The organism is Mesorhizobium sp. M0037, assembly GCF_040323635.1.
Classification (GTDB): domain Bacteria; phylum Pseudomonadota; class Alphaproteobacteria; order Rhizobiales; family Rhizobiaceae; genus Mesorhizobium.
Window position 1 is genome coordinate 26,132 of record NZ_JAMYVB010000006.1, and the last position, 17,526, is coordinate 43,657.

Consider the following 17,526-nt stretch of genomic DNA (forward strand, 5'->3'; position numbering starts at 1 on the left):
CGTGGCCAGCCTCGAACAATATCAGTCCAAGCGCGATTTCAAGAAGACGGCCGAGCCGGCGGGCAAGGTCGCGCGCGGCAAGCAGCCCGGCGGCATCTTCGTCGTCCAGAAGCACGACGCGACCAGGCTGCACTATGATTTCCGCCTCGAGCATGAGGGCGTGTTGTGGAGCTGGGCGGTGACGCGGGGCCCGAGCCTCGACCCGCACGAAAAGCGGCTGGCCGTGCATGTCGAGGACCACCCGATCGACTATGCCGGCTTCGAGGGCACCATTCCCAAGGGCGAGTATGGCGGCGGCACCGTCATCGTCTGGGACGAAGGCACATGGACGCCCGAGATCGACCCGGCCAAGGCGATGAAGAAGGGCCATATCGACTTCGAACTCAACGGCCAGAAGCTGAATGGGCGGTGGCATCTGGTCAGATTAAGACCCCGCCCGGGCGAAAAGCGCGACAACTGGCTGCTGATCAAATCCGACGATGCCGCCGCCCGCCCCGGCGAGGATATCCTGAAGGACGCACCGAGATCGGTGAAGTCCGGCCTGACCATCGAAGAGGTCGCGGAAGGCAAGACCGCCGACGGCAAGAAGCCGAAGGTCTGGCACTCCAACAAGCCCGCGGCATCCAGCAAGGCGAAAGCCGGCAAGCGCCTCGACTTCGTCGAGCCGCAGCTGGCGACGCTGGAGCGCGAGGCGCCGCCCGGCGAGGACTGGCTGCATGAGGTGAAGTTCGACGGGTACCGCATGCAGGCGCAGATCGCCGGCACGGAGGTGCGGCTGCTGACCCGCACCGGCCTCGACTGGACGGGGAAATTCGGCCCCGAGATCGTCGCGGAACTCGCCCAGCTGAAATGCAGCGACGCCATCATCGATGGCGAGATCGTCGTGCTCGCCGACAGCGGCGTTTCGTCCTTCTCGCTGCTGCAGCAGGATCTCTCCGCCAATCGAACCGACCGCTTCACCTACTATGTGTTCGACCTGATGCGGCTTGACGGCAAGGATTTGCGCCGCGAGCCGCTGGTCGAGCGCAAGCAGGCGCTGCAGGAGCTGCTCGGCGAGACGGCCGAAAATGCCGCTGTTCGCTTCAGCGACCATTTCGCGGAACCGGGCAAGATCATGCTGCAGCACGCCTGCCGCATGGGCCTCGAAGGCATCGTCTCCAAGCGCGCCGATGCGCCCTACCGCAGCGGCCGCGGCCCAGGCTGGGTGAAATCGAAATGCACGGCCCGCCAGGAATTCGTCATCGGCGGGTATCTGCCCTCGGACAAGACCGGCCGCGGCCTGCGTTCGCTGCTGGTCGGTTACCACGAGGGCGGCAAGCTCCACTACGCCGGCCACGTCGGCACGGGCTTCACAGCCAGGAGCGCCACCGATTTGAAGAAAAAACTCGATGCGCTGAAGGCAGACGCCTCGCCCTTTGCCGCCGCCGTGCCGAAGGGCAAGGGCCTGGTCTGGGTCAGGCCCGAACTTGTCGGCGAAGTGGAGTTCCGCAGCTGGACCTCGGACCGTATAATACGCCACGCGTCGTTCCAGGGACTGCGCGAGGACAAGCCGGCGGAGGAAGTCGTGCAGGAAAAGCCATCGAAGGCGGCGAACAAGGCAAGGCCCGCGGCAAGCGGCGCCGGCAAGGCCGCCGGGGCTAAGGCGCCCGCGACGATCACGACCAGCGTAAAACTATCCCATCCCGACAAGCTGCTGTGGCCCGAGGAAAAAATATCCAAGCAGGCTTTGCTTGAGCACTACGCGCTGGTCTGGCCGCGCATGGAGCAGTTCGTCGTCAATCGGCCGCTCAGCCTGGTCCGGGCGCCGGATGGCATCGGCGGCCCGCGCTTCTTCCAGAAACATGCTTCGGCCGGCATGAGCGACAAGATCGCCCGGATGAAGGACCCGACCGATGGCGAGGAAATCCTGTTCATCCGCGATTTCGACGGCCTTGCCGCTCTGGTCCAGTATGGCGTGGTCGAGGTCCACATCTGGGGCTGCAAGATCGAGGAGCTGGAAAAGCCGGATCAGATCATCTTCGATCTCGATCCCGATGAAGGCGTCGACGTCAAGGCGGTGCGCGAGGCCGCACTCGACATCAGAGGCAAGCTTGACGATCTGTCGCTGCCGAACTTCGTCAAGCCGTCAGGCGGCAAAGGCTACCACGTGCTGGTGCCGCTGAAACCCTCGGCGGATTGGGAGGAAGTCAAAACCTTCTCCCATGATTTCGCCAAGGCGCTGGAGCAGGCCGCGCCCCACCGCTACACGGCGACGCTGTCGAAAAAGGCGCGCACCGGAAAAATCTTCGTCGACTATCTGCGCAACGGCCGGGGTTCGACCACCGTCGCGCCCTACTCTTCCCGCGCCAAGAAGGGCGCGACGGTGTCGATCCCGGTGACGTGGGCGGAGGTTGAAAAGGGGCTGGCGCCGAATTCCTTCCCGATCGGCGACAAGACGACGCTGAAGGAACTAGCGGAGGCCGATCCGTGGGTGGACTTTTTCAAGCAGGGGAAGGTGCTGAAGCGGGGGTGAGCGTCGCGCGCCTCACCTGCTACGCAAGCGTTCCGTCACACCCCCCTCTGTCCGGCAGGCCAGAGGGGGGTGCTGTCCCGCCAGCGTCGCCCAATTAGCGCTGCCGAACCTCTACGCCAAAAACACCCGTTCGAACGCCTGCTTCCCCGGCGGTGAAAACACCACCGCGCGGCTGTCCTTCTCCCGCCTTGCCCATTTCTCCGACAGGATCTTGTCCAGAATAGCCGCGCCGAGCGTTCCCGCGAGGTGCGAGCGGCGCACGCTCCAGTCGAGACAGGCGCGGCAGACCGGCCGGCGCGGCTTGACGCCGACATCGATACCGAGGGCCGAAAAATATGACGCCGCCGACGGCCCGAGCCTGATCTCCCCCGGCCGGATCTGCCCCGGCCTGATCTCCCCGAGCCTGATCTCCTTGTCGTCGCGCAACAGGATGCCGCGCGCGAGGAGCCGGTCGAGCATCGCCACCGCATGTTCGCCGGCGAGGTGGTCGTAGCAGACGCGGGCGACGCGCATCGCGCCGTCGCGCGGGCCGGGCCGCACGCGCTTGGGGCCGACCGCTTCGGCCACCCCGGTGATCGCCTCGATCATGCCTGCCACCTGCGGCCCTGCGAGGCCGTAATAGCGATGCCGGCCCTGGCTGGCCAAGGTCAGCAGCCCACCCTCCATCAGTTTCGACAGATGCGAGGACGCCGTCGGCAGCGAGACGCCGGCCTCCAGCGCCAGTTCGCTGGTCGTCAAAGCCGTGCCGCCCATCAGCGCATTCAGCATGTTTGCCCGCGCCGGATCGCCGACCAGGCTGGCAATGCGGGCAATGTCGGGTCCTTCACGCATAGTTAGGTCTCCATCGAAGCATTCTCGTCAGATAAGCATTATTGTCGGGCGGGATCAAGGAGAACGCCGATGCCAACCGCTTCCGCCCCATTCGCCGACCGCCGGCCGTTCCCGTTCGTCACCTGGCTGCAACGGCGGCTGCTCGCCCGCTGGTACGACCGCCACCTGCAGCGGCTCGATCTCGCGGAGATCGACGACCATCTGCTGCGCGATCTCGGCCTGACCCGTGAGGATGTGCGCCGCGAATGCGCAAAATCCTTCTGGCAGGCCTGACCGCCAGCGCTTTTGCTTAGCAGACACTGCGGCATAACGTTTCGACGCCGCTCGAACTATCCACGCGAAACCCAAGGAGATCACGATGACCATCACCTGCTTCATCCGCTATGAGATCGACCCGTTCGGCAAGCCGGCCTTCGAGCAATATGCCAAGGCCTGGGGCCAGGCGATCCCGCGCTGCGGCGCCGATCTGATCGGCTACTACGCCCCGCACGAGGGCTCGGCCACCACCGCCTACGCCGCCTACAACATCGACAGCCTCGCTGCCTACGAAGCCTATCGCGCCCGGCTTGCCACGGATCCCGCGGGCAAGGCCAATTACGAATTCGCCCGCCGCGAAAAGTTCATCTTGAAAGAAGACCGCATCTTCCTGAAGCTGGTGTCGGGGCCGCATGGACCGCGGCACCTGTTCCAGACCGCGGTCAAGGAGGAGATATGATCGCTGTCATCTTCGAGGTGCAACCGGCTGAGGGAAAGCGCGATGCCTATCTCGGCATCGCCGCGGAACTCAGGCCGCTGCTCGACGGCATAGACGGTTTCATCTCGATCGAGCGCTTCCAGAGCTTGGCCGACCCGAACCGCGTGCTGTCGCTGTCCTTCTGGCGCGACGAGGAAGCGGTCGAGGCATGGCGCAACACGGAAGAGCACCGGCAGGCGCAAAAGGCCGGCCGTGGCGGAATCTTTGCCGGCTACCGGCTGCGCATTGCGCATGTGGTGCGGGACTATGGGCTGACGGAGAGGGATGAAGCGCCGGCGGACAGCAGGGCGGTGAACGGGTGACTAGGTATCGGCGTCGCGCCAGGCCCCCTCATCCGGCCGCTTCGCGGCCACCTTCTCGCCGCTGGGGAGAAGAGACTGGCGCAGGCGTCGAAAATCTCCTCTCCCCTCGGGGAGAGGTCAGCCGAGCGAAGCGGAGGCTGGGTGAGGGGGCGCTTGGCGCTCACGCATTCCCGATCAGCACCCCGGCCGCAAACACCAGCGCCCCGCCCAGCACCACCTGAAACGCTGCGCGCAGGAACGGCGTCTGCATGTAGCGGTTCTGCACGAAGGCGATCGCCCACAATTCGAAGAACACCACGACGGCCGCCACCGCCGTCGCCGTCCAGAAATGCGGGATGATGTAAGGCAGCGCGTGGCCGAGGCCACCCAGCGTCGTCATGATGCCGACGGTCAGTCCGCGCTTGATCGGCGAGCCACGCCCCGACAGCTTGCCGTCGTCGGAAGCGACTTCGGTAAAGCCCATCGAAATGCCGGCGCCGATCGAGGCGGCGAGGCCGACCAGCAGCGTCTGCCAGGTGTCGTGCGTGGCAAACGCCGCGGCAAAGATCGGCGCCAATGTCGAAACCGAGCCGTCCATCAGCCCGGCCAGTCCCGGCTGCACATAGGTCAGGATGAACTGGCGTTGCTCGGCGCTGGCTTCCTCGTCCTTCACCTCGCCAGGCACAAGTTTCTGCTCCAGCCGATGCGCCGAATTCTCATGGCTTTGCTCGGCCGCGGCCAGGTCGCCGAGCAGTTTCCGCGTCGAAGCATCGCCGGTGCGCTTGGCCGCTTCGACATAGAAGCGATAGGCCTGCCGCTCCATCTCTTCGGCTTGGCGCCGCACATGCTCGATGCCGAGCGGCCGCACCAGCCAGTCGGGTTTGCGCTCGTAATAGCCTTTCACGTGCTCGCGGCGCAGCAGCGGAATGCGCTCGCCGAAACGCTTGCGGTAAAGCTCGATCAGGGAATCGCGATGGCCGTCCTCCTCCTCCGCCATCGCCTCGAACACTTTCGCCGATTGCGGAAAACTGTCCGCCAGCCCGTCGGCATAGGCGCGGTAGATGCGCCCGTCATCCTCTTCGGACGAAATTGCCAGCGCCAGGATCTCCTGTTCCGACAGCGTTTCGAAAGGACGGCGGCCGAAACCGAAGACACGGGAAAGCATGAGAAATCCACCCAGTTTAGAACAATTCTAAACTAGGCGCTGCAGTCTCCGCGGTCAATCGCCAGTCAAGAAATGTTGAAGCGCCGAATTGCAGCGCACCCTTCATTATCGGCAAATGTTCACCTATATTGTCGCGACACGCAAGCGAAAGGCATGAGCAAGATGACGGCAAAGCCGCACGACCACTTCGATCCGAAACCCGTCCTCGATCTTATCGCCAGCATCGAGGCCGATTTGCAGCGGCTGAAAGGCCTGGTCGAACAGCAGGTCGAAAAATTCGACCCCGCCAATCCGCACAACAAGGCGCCCGACGGCAAGCTGACCGAGGAGGGCGTCGAGTGCTGCTACCGCCTGTTCGACGAAGGCAAGTCGCGCTATTCGGTCGCCCAGCAGATGAAGATCTCGTTTGCCGCCGCCACGCACCGGTTCAATTCCTGGCGCAAGGCGGGCGGGCCGAAGCGGCAGAGGGCGTTGCTGGGATAATTGGCGAAAGCCGAAGCGACATCTGATCTCCCCCCTTGAGGGGGAGATGCCTGGCAAGGCAGAGGGGGTCGGTCCGACCGGGCTCGACGTCCTGCGCGGCAGATGGAGGGCTAGCGCTTCACGCGAGGCGACCCCCTCTGTCGCCTTCGGCGACATCTCCCCCTCGAGGGGGGAGATTAGCAGCTTCGCCCGCCCTACGGCGTCAGTTCAATTTCCTCCGTCTCGCCGCCATTGCAGGTGTAGCAGCAATCCTCGCATTTTTCCTTGTTGTTGGGGCCGACGCCCCAATAGGTTCCCTCGTCGCCGTCGACCCAGGCGCCGTAGCAGATGGACTCGCCCTCGTCGCACGAGACCGGGATCTGCTTGGTTTCGCCATCGTCGAGATAGAAGTCCTTGTCGTTGCCCGGCCAGACATAGTCGCGGTCCTGGCTGTAGAGCTCGAGGCGCATGGCATTGGGATGGCTGTTCTTGACGGCGAAGGTGATGTCGGCGGCATGAGCGGCCGGCGCAAACAGCGCGGCAAGCGAGAGCGCAACGACGATGCGGCGCAGACAAGTGAAGGACATGGTGTTTACCCCGAGGCAAATCGGCCCCCCGGCCGAGGGAATCAGCATCGCATGATGGCGGCTGACATTGAAGGGGAGCGGCTGACTGATTTTGGGGGGATTGGGAAAGGGCGGAGCTGCTGATCTCCCCCCTCGTGGGGGAGATGCCTGGCAAGGCAGAGGGGGGCGCTGTCCCGCCGACCTCTCATTCCTGCAGCCGCGTCATTTCAATTTTATGCTTGCTGATCCATACGCTGGCGATCCTTCGCGCCCCCCTCTGTCCTGCCGGACATCTCCCCCACGAGGGGGGAGATCAGCAGCTTCGGCGCCCCGCCCCTCACTCAACCAGATCGATCGTCTCGGTCGTCTTCTCCACGCAGATGAAGCAGCACGTATCGCACGGCTGGTCATTATCCGGCCCGACCCCGGCGGAGATCGCATCATTGCCGTTCACCCAGGCGCCGTAGCAGATGTTCTCGCCCGGATTGCACGAGATCGGCACCGATTTCTGCGAGCTCGGCTCGATCAGAAACACCTGACCACCGCCCGGCCACGACATCTTGCGGTCACGGCTGAACAGCTCCACCGCCACCGCCTGGCTGCGCAGGTTCTTGACGAAGAACGCCATGTCGGCGGCATGCGCCGGGGTGGCGATGAGGAGGACGGCAAGGGTGAGGCGGAGCATGGCGGCGGTCCCGAATCGGAGATGCGAGGGTCGCACGCCGCGAGGGCCGGGCCTAGAGCCACGGCTAGGCAAGTCCCCCTCACCCGGATTGCCAGCCGAATTGCGAAAGGCAATTCGGGGCAATCCGACCTCTCCCCGAGGGGAGAGGAGCTCGCTCGGCGCTGGTGCTCGCCTCTTCTCCCCAGCGGGGAGAAGGTGGCCGCGAAGCGGCCGGATGAGGGGGCGGCCTCGTGATACCCTACGCCCCCTACTGCCCCACCTTCACATGCGGCGCCAGCCGTCGGATCGCGTCAATCACCTCGGGGACTTCAGCAAGGTCCAGATCCAGCCGACAAACGCCAGCACCAGGAACGGATAGCCGACGGCGGGCAGCGGCGCCGAGGTGGGCAGCAAGGGCGCGCCCCACCATGCCCACCGTCACGACAAACAGGATGGCGCGCCGGCGAGCCGCATCCAGAGCGCAAAGGTATTCGCCGCGGCGATCAGAACGAGTGCCGCCGCCCACAGCGAAATGCCGCCGACATAGGAGGGCACGCTGGCCTCCAGCCCCGCCGCATTGCCGGCCAAAAGCAGGTTTCGCCGGCGAGGAAGGTGAGGAAGCCCGCGGCTACGCAGTCATTGCCCAGCCGCTGGTATTTCATCGTCAACAGTGCGGTGGCCACCACGAGTGCTGCCCCATCGATCGCCCAGAGCGTTTCGCGCAGCGGAGCGCTGGCGACGAAGGTGCCGGCCAGGCCGAAGGCGCCACCTATTGCGAGGCCGAGTGCAGCGACGGTGTCGGAAGTGGTGCGCATTCTCCCCCCAAGTGTCACAAAGATGGTTCTGCTACCAGATGGTTAACCCGGAACTGGTGACACTGAAACACGTTGTGATTCGCTTTTGGAATCCAATTGAGCCACGGTGTTCTTGGTTTGTTCTCTGTGACTCGAAAGGCACGCACAAGGAGAATGTGAATGAATCATGTCAGGGACATATGCGAATCATCATCTACAGTTCACTCTGAGTAAAAACTAAGGCAGCGAAGGGAGAAAATTATGAGGGTCAAGATAGAGAAGATCCGCTCGGGTAGTCACCCAAGCGAAGTTCTGGTTTCTGTCCACACCGTTAATGGCGACGAGCATCTGGTCGTGCATGAACGATCTGTAGCAGATGGGATGCTAGAAATAGGCTACCCCATCAATTCTCGCGGCTCAGAACATTTGGTGGAGTTACCCCGTGAGACTGTGAACGGAGCTTGGAGAGTTTGGGTTCCGTCTAATTCGGTGTTATAGCTCCCGCTAAATAGTTGGGGGCGGGAATGATTCTAACAGACAGAGAGATCCAAATCGCCATAGACAGTGGCGCAATAGTTGTTGATCCCGCCCCTTCTGACGTTGCTTATAGCTCTACAAGCCTCGATCTAACCCTCGATAAAACTCTGACGGGCTTTAAACAAATAACGGCTGGCTTGAATCTCTGCATCGATCCTTCGATAAAAGGGTTTGACCACGAAAAAGTCCTGTCTGATACGACCGAACAATTCGAAATTCACCCCGACAGGGGGTTCGAATTTGAACCCGGCAAGCTAATTCTCGCATGGACCCGAGAATTTGTTGAGCTGAAGCCTCATTCAAGAATCGCTGCCCGGGTTGAGGGCAAGAGTTCGATGGCCCGACTTGGGATCGGCGTGCACCTGACAGCACCAACTATACATGCTGGATTCTCGGGGCAAATCCGTTTGGAAATGGTCAACCACAACACCATTCCAGTTAAACTCAAGGCGGGCATGCGCATTTGCCAGCTAATTTTCGAGCAAACCGTTGGAACTCCAGTGCGTGGCTACAAGGGTAGGTTTGCCGGACAGACGGCCACCGAACGGAAGGGCTGAAAGGCCGTCCTCGCTTAATTAGCTGGCGCTCCTCACGCCCAACCGGCGGAGAGCGATCGCGCCTGTGTGAATCGCGCCCGCGAATCTGCCCGAGAGGAAACCTAGCCTTTTAAGGCGCCGCGATCTCCGCGGTTGGCATTTCCTCTCCCTCACAAGGTGGGGAGAGGTGGCCCGGCGAAGCCGAGACGGAGTGGGGGAGGACCCGCAAGCGCCACGAGTCGTCGGCAGATCAATCTATCTACATGCGCTTCGCAAGGTCTCCAACCATTGCCTTTCTAAACGGCTTGGTTTTGTCTGGCATTTCTACCACCTCTTCAGTGGTGGGGGTCAGCCATCCTTGCAAGCCGGTCGATTTTCGTATCACTTTCCGTCCGCCCTCCAACACCTCGGACGATTCCAAGGTCGCGATGCGCTCTTGAACATACGTTATGACGCCGCGCCCAATGACTTCTTCAAATATCCCGAGCTGTTCTCCCGTATCGGGATCCTTGATTTCTTCGCCCTGTCTATAGATAATATAATCTTGGCCGACCTTAACGCCTTCATTTTTGCCGACATTTAGGACGACCTTATATTCACTTATTACCTTGGCGACTTTGGGGTGCTTCATGGATCAATTAACCCGATTCGAGGGGTGCCAGGTTTGATGATTATTTCCTTGAAGTGATCTTTCGATCCGGACGCGAGGCTAGTCCAAATGTCGTCCGAGCCATCGTCGCGCTGAATTACCGACAGCTGCACTCTTCTATCGTCTTGGATATTAAATACCTCGGCGATTCCCAACAACCGCTCGAATCCATCATTTTGAGCAAGAAACAAGGCGTACACAAAACGATAAGATAGCCACGGGGCAGGCGAGATGAGAAATATGCCGGGGCCTTCTTTTTTGAATAATAAGACCTTGGGCCTCACAAGATCGGCGGACGGTCGACTAAGATAAAAATGGAGTGCAGTCCCGATATACACGAATGCCACTGTCGCCAGTGCTATCGAGATAGCTGGCGAGGTGAGTGTTGCGGTAGCTGGCAGAAGCAGTCCGGCAACCCATCCTATGAACGCCGCAACGCCGAAGGCGAAACCCCACGGCGCAAGCCACCAGCCGCGATCTCCTTCTCCGCCAGGTGCCACCCAATCTCCCCATTACTGAGGCACCACTTAGCATAGAACTCGCCCGCGCGTAATCCTGGTCTGGCTAACTCTTGGCCGCTATTCGTAGGCACCAACCGGCTTCTCAATCCCCCATCTTCAGCGCCTGGATAAACGCCTCCTGCGGGATATCCACCTTGCCAAACTGGCGCATCCGCTTCTTGCCCTCTTTCTGCTTGTCCAGCAGCTTGCGCTTGCGGGACACGTCGCCGCCGTAGCACTTCGCGGTGACGTCCTTGCGCAGCGCCGAGATGGTTTCCCGCGCAATGACCTTGCCGCCGATCGCGGCCTGGATAGGGATCTTGAACAGATGGTTCGGGATCAGTTCTTTCAGCTTCTCGCACATCTGCCGGCCGCGCTTTTCCGCCGCCGTGCGGTGGACCAGCATGGACAGCGCGTCCACCGGCTCCTCATTGACCAGGATCGACATCTTCACCAGGTCGCCTTCCTTGTAGTCGGTCAGGTGATAGTCGAAGGAGGCGTAGCCCTTGGAAATCGACTTCAGCCGGTCATAAAAGTCGAAGACGACTTCGTTGAGCGGCAAATCGTAAATCAGCATGGCGCGCTTGCCGACATAGGACAGGTCGGCCTGGATGCCGCGCCGGTCCTGGCAGAGTTTCAGTATGCCGCCGAGATAGTCGTCGGGGGTCAGAATGGTGGCGCGGATCCACGGCTCCTCGATGGCCGAGATCTTGACCACGTCGGGCATGTCGGCCGGGTTGTGCAGTTCCTTCATCGAGCCGTCGGTAAGCAGCAGCCGGTAGACGACTGATGGAGCCGTGGCGATCAGGTCGAGGTTGAACTCGCGCTCCAGCCGCTCCTGGATGATTTCCAGATGCAGCAAGCCGAGGAAGCCGCAGCGATAGCCGAAGCCGAGCGCGGCACTGGTTTCCATTTCATAGGAGAAGGAGGCGTCGTTGAGGCGCAATTTGCCGACGGCGGCGCGCAGATCCTCGAAATCGGCGGCGTCGACCGGGAACAGGCCACAGAACACCACCGGCTGCGCCGGCTTGAAGCCGGGCAAAGCGTGCGGGGTCTGGCGCTTGTCCTCGGTGATGGTGTCGCCGACGCGGGTGTCGGCCACTTCCTTGATCGAGCCGGTGAAGAAACCGAACTCGCCGGGGCCGAGCTCGTCGACATTGATGCGGGCGGGCGTGAACACGCCGGTGCGCTCGACCAGATGTTTTGCGCCGGTGCCCATCATGCGGATGGTCGCGCCCTTTTTCAAAACGCCGTCGATGATGCGCACCAGAACGATGACGCCGAGATAAGCGTCGTACCAGCTGTCGACCAGCATGGCTTTCAGCGGTGCTGACGCGTCGCCTTCGCGCGGCGGCGGCAATTGGTGGACGATTGCCTCCAGCACATCGGGAATGCCGAGGCCGGTCTTGGCCGAGATCAGCACGGCGTTGGAGGCGTCGATGCCGATGACTTCCTCGACCTGCTCGCGGATGCGCTCGGGCTCGGCGGCCGGCAGGTCGACCTTGTTCAGCACCACGACGATCTCGTGATTGTTGTCGATGGCCTGGTAGACATTGGCCAGCGTCTGCGCCTCAACGCCCTGGGAGGCGTCGACGACCAGCAGCGAGCCCTCGCAGGCGGCCAGCGAGCGCGACACTTCATAGGCGAAGTCGACATGGCCGGGCGTGTCGATGAGGTTGAGGATATAGTCCTCGCCATTGTTGGCGCGGTATTTCAGCCGCACCGTCTGCGCCTTGATGGTGATGCCGCGCTCGCGCTCGATGTCCATCGAGTCCAGCACCTGCTCCTTCATGTCGCGCAGCTCCAGCCCGCCGGTGGACTGGATCAGCCGGTCGGCAAGCGTGGATTTGCCATGGTCGATGTGGGCGACGATGGAGAAATTGCGGATGTGGTCGAGAGGCGTGCTCATGGCGCGCGCTTTAGCAGGGGCGGGTTGCAGGGGCAAGCGGGGTGGCGGTGCCCTTGCCTTCTCCCCTTGTGGGAGAAGGTGGATCGGCGCGCAGCGCCGAGACGGATGAGGGGTGTTCCAGCTTGACGCCGGCGTTCTTTCACCGCCATGGCTGCAAACTGACATCCCTTACATAAGCGATTATCGTCGTGCAGACGCTGTCCATGTCTTTCAGGACATCGTCGTTCCAAAAGCGCAACACACGAAAGCCTCTCGCCTCCAGTTCCGTTCTACGGGCCTGGTCTGACTCTGAGTCCGCATGCTGACTCCCATCGATCTCGATGATGAGGAGTGATTCAAGACAAGCGAAATCGGCGACGTATTTTCCAACAGGAACTTGGCGCCGAAATTTGATCCGATCGAGCCTGCGGTCACGTAGTTCGTGCCACAGTTTGTCTTCCGCCTCCGTCATTTCACGTCGGAGCGAACGGGCAAAGTTTCGTTTGGCAGGAGCGACGGGCTGATGTGGCATGACGTTAGATTAACCAACGTCTCACTCCGCTGGAACACCCCTCATCCGTCTCGGCGCTTCGCGCCGATCCACCTTCTCCCACAAGGGGAGAAGGCAACGACGCGTCCGCCCCCAATCACGAAGCGGTGAACCATGTAACGAAGCCTCGGGCAGCGACGAAGTGTGGGATGAACCCGCCGCAACGGAGACCGCCGATGACTGGACTTAACCCAAAACGCGCCGGCATGCTGGCTGCCGCAGGTGCGGCGCTGATGATGCTTGGCGGCACCGCCTTCGCCCAGCCGCTCACCGTGGTCGAATTGTTCACCAGCCAGGGCTGTTCGTCCTGCCCGCCGGCCAATGCCAATCTGATCAAGGTCAAGGACGAGCCGGGCGTTCTGGCGCTGTCGTTCAACGTTACCTACTGGGACTATCTCGGCTGGAAGGACATTTTCGGCCGCGAGGAGTTCACCCAGCGCCAGGTGCGCTATGAGCCGTCGCTCGGCCGCTCCGGCCCGTTCACGCCGCAGGTCGTGGTCAATGGCGGTGCCGATGCGGTGGGTGCAGCGCCCGGCGAGATCGAGCAGCTGATTTCCGCGAGCGGTCACACGAACGGGCCGACGCTGTCGCTCGACGGCGGCGAGATCAGCATCGGCGCCGGTTCCGCGCCGGCCGGCCGCGCCGATGTCTGGCTGGTCCGCTACAACAAGGGCGTCGTCGAAGTGCCGGTGGCACGCGGCGAGAATACCGGGCGCACGCTGCCGCATGCCAATGTCGTGCACTCGCTGGAGAAACTCGGCAGCTGGAGCGGCGACGCCACCACACTGCCGCTGCCGGCGGCAAGCGGCGGGCTGAGCACCGCGGTGCTGGTGCAGTCGCCGGGTGGTGGGCCGATCCTGGCTGCAGCCGCCGACTGATTCTTTTTCTACGCAACGCCGCTAGCGCGGCATAACCGGGCTCGCATCCGCGCGCCCTCTTCAAGGAGGAAATACCATCATGACCAAGACCCTGACCGCGCTCGCTTTTGCGCTTTCGATGACCGCCTTCGCCTCCGGCGCCCGCGGCGACGAAGCGACCAACGCCATGAAGCCGGCGATGGCAACTGATGCGATGAAGCCCGCGACCGATGCCATGGCGCCGGCGACCGATGCCATGAAGCCAGCCGATCCGATGGCGACGAATGCAATGAAACCCGCCACCGACGCCATGAAGCCGGCCGATGCCATGAAACCCGCAACGGATGCGATGAAGCCGGCGGACGCCATGGCGCCCGCGCAATAAGGCTGGGTCCCATGGCCCGGCCGCACAGTGGCCGGGCCGGCGCACGGCAATTTGAGAAACCAGGCGGGACGTTCTGTCGTATAGTCTTCGCCACCATCAAGGAGATCAGACATGACCGGCATTGCAAGGACGAGAACGCCGATCTTCAAGAGCGCGCTTGCGGCGCTCATCGTCGCTGCTGCTGCGGCTGCCCTCTGGCAGAGCCCGGCGCGTTCGGCCGAGGACGCGGTGGTGATCCCGCCGCCGGCAGTGGACGAGAAGGCCGCCAGCGGCAGCGCGAAGGCTATCTTCGCTGGCGGCTGCTTCTGGGGCGTGCAGGGCGTGTTCCAGCACGTCAAGGGCGTGACCAAGGCCGTCTCCGGCTACACCGGCGGCGCCAAGGATGACGCCGTCTACGAAACGGTCGGCAGCGGCCGCACCGGCCACGCCGAATCGGTCGAGATCACCTACGATCCGTCCAAGGTGACCTACGGCCAGCTGCTGCAGGTCTATTTCTCGGTCGCCCACAACCCGACGCAGCTGAACTATCAAGGGCCGGACTCGGGCACCCAGTACCGCTCGACCATCTTTGCCGAGAACGATGCGCAGCAGAAGATCGCCCAGAGCTACATCGCCCAGCTCGACCAGGCCAAGGTGTTTTCAAAACCCATCGTCACCACGCTGGAGACGGGCAAAACCTTCTATCCGGCCGAGGAATATCACCAGGACTTTCTGACGCTGAACCCGACCTACCCCTACATCGTCTACAACGATCTGCCCAAGGTGGCGAATTTGAAATCGCTGTTCCCGGGGTTGTACAGCGAGAAGCCGGTGCTGGTGCTGGCGGGGAAGAGCTGAGGGGCGATAGGACTTGCCCGGACGCAGAGAGCGGCGACGCCCTACCTGAGACGCCAGCGGGACAGCACCCCCTCTGCCCTTCCGGGCATCTCCCCCTCAAGGGGGGAGATTGGCAGCGTCGCTGACGGTGCTCATCTTGCAAGGTTGGCGAAGGCCGCAGTGAGAGCTGATCTCCCCCCTTGAGGGGGAGATGGCCGGCAGGCCAGAGGGGGGTGCCTCGCGCAAACCGCGATTAGCGAGCCCTTCAATCATACGTCAGATCCGTCGCCTTCCCGCCGAACACCCGATACGCATAGAACGAATAGAAGATGATCACCGGCAGCACGACCACCGTGCCGGCGAGGATGATGGCCAGGCTTTCCGTCGCCGACGCCGCCTGCCAGATGGTCAGCCTGTCGGGCACCACGAAGGGGTAGAACGACCAGGCAAGCCCGGCAAAGCCGAGCGCGAAGATGGCGGCGAGCGTCAGGAACGGCCGCAGCGCATGGCGGTCGTCGGGCTTGGGCAGGTGGAAGGTCTGCCGCCACAGCCACAGGAACAGCAGCGCCGACAGGATCGGCAGCGGCGACAGATAGAGCATTTCGGGCCAGACGAACCATTTGGCGAAGATGCGCGGGCTGGCGAATGGGGTCGCCAGCGACACCGCCGCCATGCCGAGCGCGGTCAGCACCAGGGCTGTCCGCAGCCAGGCCACCGCCTTCCTCTGCAATTCGCCCTCGGTCTTGTAGATGACCCAGGCCGCGCCCATCGCTGCATAGGCCGCCGACAGGCAGAGCGCCACCAGCGCCCCGAAAGCGATGCCGCCAAAGCCGACATCGAGGCCAAGCACATAGACGCCGAGCATATAGCCTTGCGCCAGCGAGGCGATGACGGAACCGAGGAAGAAAATGCGGTTCCAGCGGTGCTTCTTGCCGGCGGGCACCTTGGCGCGGAAATCGAAGGCGACGCCGCGCAGGATGAGGCCAACCAAAAGCACGAAGACCGGAATGTAGAGCGCGGTGAGGATGACGCCATGCGCCAGCGGGAAGGCGACCAGGAGCAGGCCGACGGCCAGCACCAGCCAGGTCTCGTTGGCATCCCAGAACGGGCCTATTGCCGCGATCATGGTGTCCTGCTCGGCATCTTCGGCGACCGAGAACAGGATGCCGATGCCGAGATCGAAACCGTCGAGAATGACGTAGATCAGGATGGCGAGGCCCATCAGGCCGGCGAAGATCAGGGGCAGCGCGGTTGGCCAGTCGAAGGTCATTTTTTCACTCTCCCGCGGCCGGTTGCGACATCGCCGTCTTCATGACGCCCGGGAGCGGCGAGGTATCGCCGTCCTTGGCGGCCTTCAGCGCCAGGTGCACCAGCACGCCGAGATAGGCGATCAACAGCAGCACATAGAGGATGAGATAGATGGCGAGCGTCAGCGCGACATGGCTGCCGGCGACCGGGCCGATAGCGTCGGCGGTTTTCAGCACGCCGGTGACCAGCCAGGGCTGGCGGCCGATTTCTGTGGTGTACCAGCCGGCGAGCGTCGCCAGCCAGCCCGACAGCGCCATCGGCACCATCAGCATGGCCAGCGGCCTCGGCAGGCTGTGGCGGCGCTTGAGGAAGAAGGTCGCCGACCACGAGACGATGAGCATCAAAATGCCGGTGCCGACCATGATGCGGAAGCCCCAGAACACCGGGAAAACCGGCGGATGCAGGCCGGGATAGTCGTTCAGCCCCGGCACGATGCCGCTGGTGGAATGGCGCAGCACCATGCTGGCGCCGTCGGGAATGGCGATCTCGAATTTGTTTTCCTTGGCGGCCTCGTCGGGCAGCGCAAACAGCACCAGCGGCACGTTGGGGCCGGTGTTCCAGTTGGCCTCCATGGCAGCGATCTTCTGCGGCTGGTGCTCCAGCGTGTTCAGCCCGTGCTGGTCGCCGGCAAAGATCTGGATCGGGATTAGGATGGCGGCGGTGAAGACCCCGGTGCGCAGCGCCTTCCACATCGATTCCGACCGGTCGCCGGTGAGATAGCGCAGCGCCGACAGGCCGGCGATCAGGAACGACACCGTCAGGCCGGAGGCGAGCAGCATATGCGTCAGACGGTAGGGCATGGACGGGTTGAAGACGATCGCCCACCAGTCGACGGGATGCGCCTTGCCGTCGATCATCTCGAAGCCGGCCGGCGTCTGCATCCAGGAGTTCAGCGCAATGATCCAGAAGGCCGACAGCGTGGTGCCGCCGGCGACCAATACCGTCGCCAGCGTGTGGACGCGGTTGGAGACGCGGCGGAAGCCGAACAGCATGATGCCGAGGAAGGCCGCTTCGAGGAAGAAGGCGGTGAGGATCTCGTACGCAAGCAGCGGCCCGGCGATGTTGCCGACCTTTTCCATATAGCCCGGCCAGTTGGTGCCGAACTGGAAGCTCATGGTGACGCCCGAGACCACGCCCATGGCGAAGGACAGCGCGAACACCTTCACCCAGGTGAAATAAGCGCGCATCCAGGCGGAATCATTGGTGGCGTTGTAGCGGAGCTTGAAGAACAGCAGCACCCAGCCAAGCGCAATCGTGATGGTCGGAAACAGGATGTGGAACGAGATATTCGCCCCGAACTGCATTCGCGACAGGATGAGCGGGTCCATGCGGGCTCCGGCTGCTGTTGTTGGCGCAGAATAGGCGGCGGATGCGGTCCGGTCAAAGCGGCTTGGCGTCACGCGGGGCGCGTTGTCGCAGGAGATGGGATCAATCCGTCAGTGCCCCGATACCCCCATGACGAAACGGCAAA

Annotated in this window: 20 protein-coding genes; 9 read left to right on the forward strand and 11 right to left on the reverse strand. The window is 62.8% G+C overall.

What is annotated here, in order from left to right:
- The first annotated feature begins 1 nt into the window (after position 1).
- On the forward strand, positions 2 to 2,512 hold the full coding sequence (gene ligD / locus NKJ78_RS11610; RefSeq protein ID WP_352461047.1) for a DNA ligase D: 2,511 nt from the start codon (positions 2 to 4) through the stop codon (positions 2,510 to 2,512).
- Between the two features lie 111 nt (positions 2,513 to 2,623).
- Here the strand turns inward: ligD and NKJ78_RS11615 are convergent, their stop codons facing one another.
- Complete coding sequence (locus NKJ78_RS11615) at positions 2,624 to 3,343, reverse strand: ArsR/SmtB family transcription factor (protein WP_023740310.1); 720 nt, start codon at positions 3,341 to 3,343, stop codon at positions 2,624 to 2,626.
- A 69-nt stretch (positions 3,344 to 3,412) separates the two neighbouring features.
- On the opposite strand from NKJ78_RS11615, the gene NKJ78_RS11620 reads away from it, so the two are divergent.
- From NKJ78_RS11620 to NKJ78_RS11630, 3 genes are all read left to right on the forward strand, one after another.
- Positions 3,413 to 3,616: a DUF1127 domain-containing protein gene (locus tag NKJ78_RS11620; protein ID WP_023681245.1), complete on the forward strand. Its 204-nt coding sequence runs from the start codon at positions 3,413 to 3,415 to the stop codon at positions 3,614 to 3,616.
- 85 nt (positions 3,617 to 3,701) lie between these two features.
- Positions 3,702 to 4,058, forward strand: a complete 357-nt coding sequence (locus tag NKJ78_RS11625; protein ID WP_023740309.1) for an NIPSNAP family protein — start codon at positions 3,702 to 3,704, stop codon at positions 4,056 to 4,058.
- Positions 4,055 to 4,399 (forward strand): antibiotic biosynthesis monooxygenase family protein, encoded by a 345-nt coding sequence (locus tag NKJ78_RS11630; RefSeq protein ID WP_023740308.1) that lies wholly within the window; start codon positions 4,055 to 4,057, stop codon positions 4,397 to 4,399. Before NKJ78_RS11625 ends, NKJ78_RS11630 begins: the two co-directional genes overlap by 4 nt.
- Before the next feature lie 160 nt (positions 4,400 to 4,559).
- Here the strand turns inward: NKJ78_RS11630 and mbfA are convergent, their stop codons facing one another.
- Positions 4,560 to 5,543 (reverse strand): iron exporter MbfA, encoded by a 984-nt coding sequence (gene mbfA / locus NKJ78_RS11635; RefSeq protein WP_023681248.1) that lies wholly within the window; start codon positions 5,541 to 5,543, stop codon positions 4,560 to 4,562.
- Positions 5,544 to 5,705: 162 nt separating this feature from the next.
- Here mbfA and NKJ78_RS11640 point away from each other — a divergent pair, with 162 nt between their 5' ends.
- A complete protein-coding gene (locus tag NKJ78_RS11640) occupies positions 5,706 to 6,026 on the forward strand; it encodes a hypothetical protein (protein ID WP_023681249.1) in 321 nt (106 codons plus the stop codon).
- A 194-nt stretch (positions 6,027 to 6,220) separates the two neighbouring features.
- Here NKJ78_RS11640 and NKJ78_RS11645 read toward each other — a convergent pair whose 3' ends face one another.
- The 3 genes from NKJ78_RS11645 to NKJ78_RS11655 all read right to left on the reverse strand — a co-directional run bounded on the left by NKJ78_RS11645 (position 6,221) and on the right by NKJ78_RS11655 (position 8,050).
- Complete coding sequence (locus tag NKJ78_RS11645) at positions 6,221 to 6,592, reverse strand: hypothetical protein (RefSeq protein WP_352461046.1); 372 nt, start codon at positions 6,590 to 6,592, stop codon at positions 6,221 to 6,223.
- 316 nt (positions 6,593 to 6,908) lie between these two features.
- Complete coding sequence (locus tag NKJ78_RS11650; RefSeq protein ID WP_352461045.1) at positions 6,909 to 7,256, reverse strand: hypothetical protein; 348 nt, start codon at positions 7,254 to 7,256, stop codon at positions 6,909 to 6,911.
- A 482-nt stretch (positions 7,257 to 7,738) separates the two neighbouring features.
- Complete coding sequence (locus tag NKJ78_RS11655) at positions 7,739 to 8,050, reverse strand: hypothetical protein (protein WP_245271448.1); 312 nt, start codon at positions 8,048 to 8,050, stop codon at positions 7,739 to 7,741.
- A 503-nt stretch (positions 8,051 to 8,553) separates the two neighbouring features.
- Between NKJ78_RS11655 and dcd the strand changes: the two genes are divergently transcribed.
- The gene (dcd, locus tag NKJ78_RS11660) at positions 8,554 to 9,123 is read left to right on the forward strand and encodes a dCTP deaminase (RefSeq protein ID WP_031209598.1); all 570 of its coding nucleotides are present in this window, start codon (positions 8,554 to 8,556) and stop codon (positions 9,121 to 9,123) included.
- A gap of 238 nt (positions 9,124 to 9,361) precedes the next feature.
- On the opposite strand, the gene NKJ78_RS11665 is transcribed toward dcd, so the two are convergent.
- The 4 genes from NKJ78_RS11665 to NKJ78_RS11680 form a co-directional block, all read right to left on the reverse strand.
- Complete coding sequence (locus tag NKJ78_RS11665; RefSeq protein ID WP_023701925.1) at positions 9,362 to 9,733, reverse strand: hypothetical protein; 372 nt, start codon at positions 9,731 to 9,733, stop codon at positions 9,362 to 9,364.
- Complete coding sequence (locus NKJ78_RS11670; RefSeq protein WP_156951497.1) at positions 9,730 to 10,251, reverse strand: hypothetical protein; 522 nt, start codon at positions 10,249 to 10,251, stop codon at positions 9,730 to 9,732. The genes NKJ78_RS11665 and NKJ78_RS11670 overlap by 4 nt, the downstream gene beginning before the upstream one ends.
- A 103-nt stretch (positions 10,252 to 10,354) precedes the next feature.
- Entirely contained in the window at positions 10,355 to 12,160 is a 1,806-nt protein-coding gene (gene lepA, locus NKJ78_RS11675; protein WP_352519091.1) for a translation elongation factor 4, read from the reverse strand.
- A gap of 139 nt (positions 12,161 to 12,299) precedes the next feature.
- Positions 12,300 to 12,671, reverse strand: a complete 372-nt coding sequence (locus tag NKJ78_RS11680) for an endonuclease domain-containing protein (RefSeq protein WP_023681256.1) — start codon at positions 12,669 to 12,671, stop codon at positions 12,300 to 12,302.
- Positions 12,672 to 12,865: 194 nt separating this feature from the next.
- Between NKJ78_RS11680 and NKJ78_RS11685 the strand changes: the two genes are divergently transcribed.
- The 3 genes from NKJ78_RS11685 to msrA all read left to right on the forward strand — a co-directional run bounded on the left by NKJ78_RS11685 (position 12,866) and on the right by msrA (position 14,768).
- Positions 12,866 to 13,567: a DUF1223 domain-containing protein gene (locus tag NKJ78_RS11685; protein ID WP_352460026.1), complete on the forward strand. Its 702-nt coding sequence runs from the start codon at positions 12,866 to 12,868 to the stop codon at positions 13,565 to 13,567.
- Positions 13,568 to 13,646: 79 nt separating this feature from the next.
- Positions 13,647 to 13,931 carry a hypothetical protein gene (locus NKJ78_RS11690; protein WP_023752369.1) on the forward strand — a complete coding sequence of 95 codons (285 nt, stop codon included), beginning with the start codon at positions 13,647 to 13,649 and terminating at the stop codon, positions 13,929 to 13,931.
- Between the two features lie 111 nt (positions 13,932 to 14,042).
- Positions 14,043 to 14,768, forward strand: coding sequence for a peptide-methionine (S)-S-oxide reductase MsrA (gene msrA, locus NKJ78_RS11695; RefSeq protein ID WP_352460025.1), 726 nt, complete (start codon positions 14,043 to 14,045; stop codon positions 14,766 to 14,768).
- Positions 14,769 to 15,012: 244 nt separating this feature from the next.
- Here the strand turns inward: msrA and NKJ78_RS11700 are convergent, their stop codons facing one another.
- Both NKJ78_RS11700 and NKJ78_RS11705 read right to left on the reverse strand, forming a co-directional pair.
- Positions 15,013 to 16,017, reverse strand: coding sequence for a cytochrome d ubiquinol oxidase subunit II (locus NKJ78_RS11700; RefSeq protein WP_023701932.1), 1,005 nt, complete (start codon positions 16,015 to 16,017; stop codon positions 15,013 to 15,015).
- A gap of 4 nt (positions 16,018 to 16,021) precedes the next feature.
- Complete coding sequence (locus tag NKJ78_RS11705) at positions 16,022 to 17,383, reverse strand: cytochrome ubiquinol oxidase subunit I (RefSeq protein WP_352460024.1); 1,362 nt, start codon at positions 17,381 to 17,383, stop codon at positions 16,022 to 16,024.
- Positions 17,384 to 17,526: the final 143 nt, after the last annotated feature.

What these genes read in the sequence shown, in the direction of transcription:
- msrA (WP_352460025.1), top strand. Translation starts at nt 14,043, where the DNA reads ATGACCGGCATTGCAAGGACGAGAACGCCGATCTTCAAGAGCGCGCTT.
- NKJ78_RS11680 (WP_023681256.1), bottom strand. Translation starts at nt 12,671, where the DNA reads ATGCCACATCAGCCCGTCGCTCCTGCCAAACGAAACTTTGCCCGTTCG.
- lepA (WP_352519091.1), bottom strand. Translation starts at nt 12,160, where the DNA reads ATGAGCACGCCTCTCGACCACATCCGCAATTTCTCCATCGTCGCCCAC.
- NKJ78_RS11625 (WP_023740309.1), top strand. Translation starts at nt 3,702, where the DNA reads ATGACCATCACCTGCTTCATCCGCTATGAGATCGACCCGTTCGGCAAG.
- NKJ78_RS11705 (WP_352460024.1), bottom strand. Translation starts at nt 17,383, where the DNA reads ATGGACCCGCTCATCCTGTCGCGAATGCAGTTCGGGGCGAATATCTCG.
- NKJ78_RS11655 (WP_245271448.1), bottom strand. Translation starts at nt 8,050, where the DNA reads ATGCGCACCACTTCCGACACCGTCGCTGCACTCGGCCTCGCAATAGGT.
- dcd (WP_031209598.1), top strand. Translation starts at nt 8,554, where the DNA reads ATGATTCTAACAGACAGAGAGATCCAAATCGCCATAGACAGTGGCGCA.
- NKJ78_RS11640 (WP_023681249.1), top strand. Translation starts at nt 5,706, where the DNA reads ATGACGGCAAAGCCGCACGACCACTTCGATCCGAAACCCGTCCTCGAT.
- NKJ78_RS11665 (WP_023701925.1), bottom strand. Translation starts at nt 9,733, where the DNA reads ATGAAGCACCCCAAAGTCGCCAAGGTAATAAGTGAATATAAGGTCGTC.
- mbfA (WP_023681248.1), bottom strand. Translation starts at nt 5,543, where the DNA reads ATGCTTTCCCGTGTCTTCGGTTTCGGCCGCCGTCCTTTCGAAACGCTG.
- NKJ78_RS11645 (WP_352461046.1), bottom strand. Translation starts at nt 6,592, where the DNA reads ATGTCCTTCACTTGTCTGCGCCGCATCGTCGTTGCGCTCTCGCTTGCC.
- NKJ78_RS11630 (WP_023740308.1), top strand. Translation starts at nt 4,055, where the DNA reads ATGATCGCTGTCATCTTCGAGGTGCAACCGGCTGAGGGAAAGCGCGAT.
- NKJ78_RS11615 (WP_023740310.1), bottom strand. Translation starts at nt 3,343, where the DNA reads ATGCGTGAAGGACCCGACATTGCCCGCATTGCCAGCCTGGTCGGCGAT.
- NKJ78_RS11690 (WP_023752369.1), top strand. Translation starts at nt 13,647, where the DNA reads ATGACCAAGACCCTGACCGCGCTCGCTTTTGCGCTTTCGATGACCGCC.
- NKJ78_RS11685 (WP_352460026.1), top strand. Translation starts at nt 12,866, where the DNA reads ATGACTGGACTTAACCCAAAACGCGCCGGCATGCTGGCTGCCGCAGGT.
- NKJ78_RS11700 (WP_023701932.1), bottom strand. Translation starts at nt 16,017, where the DNA reads ATGACCTTCGACTGGCCAACCGCGCTGCCCCTGATCTTCGCCGGCCTG.
- NKJ78_RS11650 (WP_352461045.1), bottom strand. Translation starts at nt 7,256, where the DNA reads ATGCTCCGCCTCACCCTTGCCGTCCTCCTCATCGCCACCCCGGCGCAT.
- NKJ78_RS11620 (WP_023681245.1), top strand. Translation starts at nt 3,413, where the DNA reads ATGCCAACCGCTTCCGCCCCATTCGCCGACCGCCGGCCGTTCCCGTTC.